Source organism: Massilia pseudoviolaceinigra, from assembly GCF_030846505.1.
Classification (GTDB): Bacteria; Pseudomonadota; Gammaproteobacteria; order Burkholderiales; family Burkholderiaceae_D; genus Telluria_A; species Telluria_A violaceinigra.
Genome location: NZ_JAVCWL010000095.1, coordinates 1 through 1,394, shown reverse-complemented (window position 1 = coordinate 1,394; position 1,394 = coordinate 1). Strand labels below are relative to the sequence as shown.

Annotated in this window: 2 protein-coding genes; one reads left to right on the top strand and one right to left on the bottom strand. The window is 56.0% G+C overall.

Annotation, left to right across the window (positions count from 1 at the left end; translation table 11 throughout):
- The first annotated feature begins 440 nt into the window (after positions 1-440).
- Positions 441-620 (top strand): hypothetical protein, encoded by a 180-nt coding sequence (locus tag RBA40_RS33180; protein WP_306653153.1) that lies wholly within the window; start codon positions 441-443, stop codon positions 618-620.
- A gap of 618 nt (positions 621-1,238) precedes the next feature.
- On the opposite strand, the gene RBA40_RS33730 is transcribed toward RBA40_RS33180, so the two are convergent.
- Positions 1,239-1,394 carry a KfrB domain-containing protein gene (locus RBA40_RS33730; protein WP_445352058.1) on the bottom strand — a complete coding sequence of 52 codons (156 nt, stop codon included), beginning with the start codon at positions 1,392-1,394 and terminating at the stop codon, positions 1,239-1,241.

The window sequence follows — 1,394 nt, the reverse complement described above, 5'->3', positions numbered from 1 at the left end:
TCGATAATTTCAGTACGTCATCTTTAGCCATCGCATTACATCCTTGTAATAATAATGCAGCAAATATCGGTCCCAGTACCTTTTTAGCTGAAAAAATGGTCATGTTCCATTGTTCTTTCAGCGGCTTTATGTATCTCCGGTAATATATGCGCATATTACGGCGGTGGGCTGGTCATATTGCACTGCGGAGCTGTGTACACATGAGCACAGTCCAGCCCGCCATCAAGTATTGATTTTGTACTAATTTCCGTGTTTTCGCAACAAACGTTCTGGGCCTCAATCCCTATGCCCGTGTTGTCACGGTGCTCGTCTGCGGCGCGTCGCAGACGAGATATGCTCAGGCCCGTGGTGATGTCAAATTAATAATGAAATGTGGGGCTACCGCGAAAAACCGAGCTCAATATGCCATCATGTGACGCCTCGACTCTGACGCCATCGTCATGATCAAAACCAGTGTGTATGCAAACCAGGAACGCGAAGCGAAGCTGAATAAGCCCGGCGATGCGTTGCGGGTGATGGCGCGGCACGTCAACTTTGCCGCGCTGGCGAACGAAGTAGCCCGCGCAGCACCGCGTCCGGGCCGCGTGCGGGGCGGTCGCCCCCATTCCCTACCGAGCTGATGGTTTCGGATCTTGCTGATCCAGTAGTTATTCAATCTGAGTGACGATCAGGATCGCACCGCAATATCCTGCACGACAGGGGCTACGTCGACGGCGAGTACGAAGAGTGGCTAAGCAAACAGGGCTGGCGCATGCACATCCAGAGCAAGCAAGGAAAAGCCTATCTCTGCCACTGGAGCGGCAACCATCGCATCGCCAAGACAGGTGCCCGGGTTGACACGTATTTGCCGGCTTGGCAAAACTGGGCGGCAAGAGCGTCAGCACGATCGGCCTGGCGCGCGGAGCTACAGCTCAACGGGACGGTTGCAGCCTACAATTTGCAGCGTCTGGTTTAGCTCAAGGAGGCCAGGGTCGAAGCATTCTGCCCCCGGCAGTCCGCCCGGACTGCCCAAACTGACGATGGTGCGCCAAAAATGGCCTCTGATTAGCACTCGTCCGAATGCATTTCTAACCGATTCCGGCAACGCCGTTGGCGGCAGCGGTGCAATCGGGAGTTATTCGAGGTGCCCTGTGATAGCCGTTCAAAAGATAATCAAGGCAGTCGTTTTTGCAGGGCGTACGCAAATGGCTTGCGATGCGGGCGCCTGGTTTCAGTACGCCTTGCATCCGGGCCCCGGCTTAGCGTTGCGGCTGGGCTGGCTTGTCGGGTGCCTTTTCGGTCACCTGTGCGCGGCCTTCCTGATACGCGATGGTGACCGGCTTGTTCGGCACCGGCACGCTCGGCAGATCGCGCAGCTGGTGCACGACAACGGCTTTCTCGCTTACAGCCTGGAT